Origin of the sequence: Candidatus Bandiella numerosa, from assembly GCF_021811875.1 — a bacterium.
Classification (GTDB): Bacteria; Pseudomonadota; Alphaproteobacteria; order Rickettsiales; family Midichloriaceae; genus Aquirickettsia; species Aquirickettsia numerosa_A.
Genome location: NZ_JAJBJD010000081.1, coordinates 1 through 4,754 on the forward strand (window position 1 = coordinate 1; position 4,754 = coordinate 4,754).

Annotated in this window: 5 protein-coding genes; all 5 read left to right on the top strand. The window is 31.0% G+C overall.

Translation table 11 applies throughout. The features are described 5' to 3' along the window. Positions 1 to 267: 267 nt before the first annotated feature. From rpmI to mutL, 5 genes are read left to right on the top strand one after another with little or no spacing between them, the layout of a single operon-like run. Entirely contained in the window at positions 268 to 465 is a 198-nt protein-coding gene (rpmI, locus tag L8D11_RS03490; RefSeq protein WP_236870289.1) for a 50S ribosomal protein L35, read from the top strand. A gap of 21 nt (positions 466 to 486) precedes the next feature. Further along, positions 487 to 867, top strand: coding sequence for a 50S ribosomal protein L20 (rplT, locus tag L8D11_RS03495; protein ID WP_236870290.1), 381 nt, complete (start codon positions 487 to 489; stop codon positions 865 to 867). Positions 868 to 903: 36 nt separating this feature from the next. Then, positions 904 to 1,968 (top strand): phenylalanine--tRNA ligase subunit alpha, encoded by a 1,065-nt coding sequence (gene pheS, locus L8D11_RS03500; protein WP_236870291.1) that lies wholly within the window; start codon positions 904 to 906, stop codon positions 1,966 to 1,968. Positions 1,969 to 1,973: 5 nt separating this feature from the next. Next, positions 1,974 to 2,555, top strand: a complete 582-nt coding sequence (gene plsY / locus L8D11_RS03505) for a glycerol-3-phosphate 1-O-acyltransferase PlsY (protein WP_236870292.1) — start codon at positions 1,974 to 1,976, stop codon at positions 2,553 to 2,555. A gap of 26 nt (positions 2,556 to 2,581) precedes the next feature. Beyond that, positions 2,582 to 4,489, top strand: coding sequence for a DNA mismatch repair endonuclease MutL (gene mutL / locus L8D11_RS03510; protein WP_236870293.1), 1,908 nt, complete (start codon positions 2,582 to 2,584; stop codon positions 4,487 to 4,489). Positions 4,490 to 4,754: the final 265 nt, after the last annotated feature.

A 4,754-nucleotide genomic window follows, 5' to 3' on the forward strand; every position in this document is an offset into this window, starting at 1 on the left:
ACTTACTCTTCTCTATACGTTCTTCTGCTTCTCTTACTAAAAATGACATTTTGCCTCCTCTTTCGTATGTACTTATCTTTTCATTCTATCATATATGTTTCTTTCTGCCTATTATGCAATGGTCTTTATGATATTAAAATTTGTAGTGGAGTTGGTTATTAATTATTGATATTTTCTCATTTTTAGGGTAATACTACACATTATTAGTATCAAGGGCTATACACGGCATGCCTTTGAAGCAAGAAAAATATTTATATCGGAGACAAAATGCCAAAAATGAAGACAAAGTCAAGTGCTAAGAAGCGCTTTAAATTCACTGCGAGTGGTAAGGTTATTGCCACACAGGCCAATAAACAGCATAACATGAGGAAGCGCAGTAAGAGTCAACTCAGAAATCAAAGAGGCACGACTATTCTGCCTAAAATGGAGGCAAGAAGAATGCCTCAATATATGCCATATGCTTAATTAATTTAGTGGAGATAAAGAATGTCAAGAGTAAAACGCGGAGTCACAGCAAGGGCTCGTCATAAAAAAATAATAAAATTAGCTAAGGGTTATAGAGGCAGAGCAAAAAGCTGTTTTAGAGTTGCAATAGAAAAAGTCGAAAAAGGTTTGCAATATGCTTATAGAGATAGAAGAAATAAGAAAAGGGATTTTAGAGTATTGTGGATTCAAAGGATAAATGCTGCTGTAAGAGAACAAGATTTAGTATATTCACAATTTATAAAAGGAATTAAACTTATTGGAATTGAACTTAATAGAAAGATGCTTTCAGAGCTTGCTATCCATAACGCAGAAGCGTTCACTGCAATATTAGATAAGGTTAAAAAAGCCCTAGAAGAAGATACAAAAAAGCTAGCTAAGTGATTTATCTTTAAAAAACTTTTTTTGACATCTAAAAGTATGTTAGACACTCTGGATTTTATATATCAGGAATTTAAAAACTTGGCTAAGGAAATCAAGGATGAAAAACATTTAGATGAAATTAGAATCAGGTTTTTGGGGAAGAATGGTTTGATAACAAATGAAGCCAAAAAAATTGCCACCATATTGCCTGAATATAAAAAGGAATTTGGTGCCAGAGTTAATCAAATAAAAAATGAGATTCAAAGCAATATTCAAGAGATTAAGGAAAATCTTGAGGAAGCAATTTTTGATGAAAAGCTGAAGAAGGAATCGATAGATGTTACATTGCCAGGAAGGAGCTTTGGAAGAGGGAAAATACATCCAATTTCACATACCATTAATTTGATAAAAGATATATTTTATTCGATGGGATTTGAGCATGTTGATGGCTATGATATAGAAAATGAATGGAACAATTTTACAGCACTCAATATCCCTGAGGATCATCCAGCGAGACAAATGCATGACACTTTTTATATTGAAAATTCCTCAAATAATGTTGAAGAATTGGATAATGAAAAAAAGCTAAGTTTGTTAAGAACGCACACATCTACTGTTCAGATTAGGCATATGCTAAAAAATAAGCCACCATTAAAAATATTTTCTATTGGTAAAGTTTATAGATCTGACCACGATGCAACTCATACACCAATGTTTCACCAATTAGAATGTTTAGTTGTAGATGAAAAATCAAACGTTGTAGATTTGAGAGGATATTTAGAAATATTTTTAAAGCTATTTTTTAACTCAGAGCAAATTCCCATGAGATTTAGAACTAGTTATTTCCCATTTACAGAGCCTTCATTTGAAGTTGATATTAAATGCGATAGAAGTAAAAAAGGGGAAATAAAAATAGGTGTAGGTGATGATTGGTTAGAGATTCTTGGATGTGGTATTGTCAACAAAAAGGTGCTTGAAAATGTTAGTATCGATTCAACGAAGTATCAAGGATTTGCATTTGGTGTAGGCATTGAAAGATTAGCAATGTTAAAATACAATATTTCAGATCTAAGAAATTTCTTTGATGGTGATATAAGGTGGCTTAATCATTATGGTTTTTGATCATTATGCAAATTCATTTTTTCTTATTATTGATATCTTATTTACTTGGTAGTATTCCATCTGGATTGATTTTAAGTAGAATACTGAAAAAAGGAGATATAAGAAAATCTGGCTCAGGAAACATAGGAGCAACTAATGCATTAAGAGTGGGTGGAAGATTACTAGGAGCGTTAACATTGATATTTGATTTACTAAAAGGCTTAATTGCTGTTATTATTGCAATAGTTTTTGAGCAAAAATTTATAGCAGTTTATGGTTTTGTATGCATACTTGGACACATTTTTCCTGTCTGGTTAAAATTTAAAGGAGGGAAGGGAGTGGCAACAGTATTAGGGGTGATTTTAGGTCTAAATCCACTAGTTGGTTTGGCAATGGCTATAATTTGGGTTATCACTTTTATATGCTTTAAAATTTCATCGGTCGCCTCTTTAACCTCTTTATTTTTAGCAACTTTCGCTCTTATTATAACTGATACAAATTATGGTAACTCTATCTTTATTATACTTATTTTAACGTTGATTGTTTATAAACATAAAGATAATATGATCAGATTATATCGTGGAGAGGAAAGTAAAATTTCTCTTTAGAAGCCATAAAGCTCAGAATTTTATTTATGCCAATACGTATCTTAACCATTAATACGATTAATAAAATAGCAGCAGGAGAAGTTGTTGATAGACCATTGTCAGTTGTAAAAGAGTTGGTGGAAAATTCAATTGATGCAGGAGCAACAGAAATAGAAATTGAAATTAGTAGGGGGGGGAGGAATTTTATTGCTGTTACAGATAATGGCAAAGGAATCAAGAAGGATGAAATTGAATTGGCGTTAGAAAGGCACGCAACATCTAAACTTGATGAAGAAGATATAAACAATATTCAATATTTAGGCTTTAGAGGTGAGGCTTTGCCATCAATTGCTGCTGTTAGCAAACTAAGAATTATGAGTAAATATCATGAATGTGATGATGCTTGGGAAATTGAAGTAATGGGTGGAGAGAAGTCAAGTTTGAAACCAATTGCCAAAAATATTGGCACAACTATACAAGTAAAGGATTTGTTTTTTTCTACACCTATAAGGCTAAAATTTTTAAAATCAGAGGCGAATGAAACAAGTGCATCCATTGAATTGGTGAATAAATTGGCATTATCAAAAGAAAATATAACTTTCAGGCTTACCTCAAATGAAAAAGTAATTATTGATACTAAAGCTCAAGATGTATCAATTCTTGATTCATCACAAAGACTAGAAGATATTTTAGGTAAGAAATTTATTGATAACTCCATAAAATTTTTCTTAGAAGAGGAAGAAATTAAAATTTATGGATATGCATCAATTCCAACTTATAATTCTGCAACTTCTTTGAATCAACATTTTTTTATTAACAAAAGATTTGTTAGAGATAAGGTTTTATCGATTGCAGTAAAGGCTGCGTATAGAAATCTAATACCACATAATAGATTTCCTCAAATAGTATTATATTTGGATATTGATCCAAAATTAGTTGATGTTAATGTACATCCAACTAAAGCTGAGGTTAGATTTAGAGATTCGCAAAAAATCAAAGGTATTATCATAAGTGCTATAAGAGCTGCAATTTCAGAAGCTGAGTTAATGAGTAATAAAGAATTAGCTAATGATGCTGTTAGGCTTTTTAAACCTCAAGGCATGCCTTATACAAAACATAGACAAGAGTATAATAAAGTTGTAGATAAATTATTCATAAACAATGGAAATCTAACCAGACAGCAGGGACTTAAAAATTTAATAAATAATCATGAAGATATTATAGGTAATAGTGCAAATTCAAACTCCTCTCTTTATGAAGATAATCACAAAGAGATATCAGATAAAAAAGTTGAAGAAAAATATTTAAGTAATTTTGTTGAAAATGAAATAGAGCAAAAAAGTATTGCTCAAAATTATAATATTGCAAATCAGGAATATCCACTCGGTTTTGCAAAATGCCAAATAGATAGAACCTACATAGTAGCAGAAAAAAGTGGCAGCTTAATTCTTGTAGATCAGCATGCTGCACATGAGAGATTAACCTTGGAAAAAATTAAAAAACAATTAAAAAATGGTAAGGTTGAAAGCCAGATTTTACTTATACCTGAAATAATCGAATTGGGAAAGGTGTTAACTGAAGATATAATGCAAAAAAAAGATAATCTAAGAATATTTGGTTTAATAATTGAGAGGAATGGAATTTCTCAAATTTTAATCAGGCAAATTCCTGTGGTATTTCAAAATCTAGATATAAGTAGTTTTGTAAAAAGTATTGCTGAAAATAGTTATTTATTTGATGATATAGAGCTAATTCATGAAAAAATTGATGAAATTTGGGGTAATATTGCTTGTCATTCCAGTATAAGAGCTGGTAGAACCCTAAGTTTGGAAGAGATGAATGCACTCTTACGGCAAATTGAGCAAACCTCTTTTTCAGAGCAATGCAATCATGGTAGACCAACATTCATCAAGCTCGAGATGAAGGACATAAGAAAAATATTTGAGAGATTATAATTAATTTCAGTAAGTTAGAATTTATCCTTTATTTCCTCCTCAGTTTTTTAGTATCACCTTTATCAAAGTTAGTTTATTATCCTATTCTCCCACCATTTGTAATGAATCTTCAGTAACTTGGAAGGATTTTAATCTATTCAAGACCATTGCATAATAGGCAGAAAGAAACATATATGATAGAATGAAAAGATAAGTACATACGAAAGAGGAGGCAAAATGTCATTTTTAGTAAGAGAAGCAGAAGAACGTATAGAGAAGAGTAAGT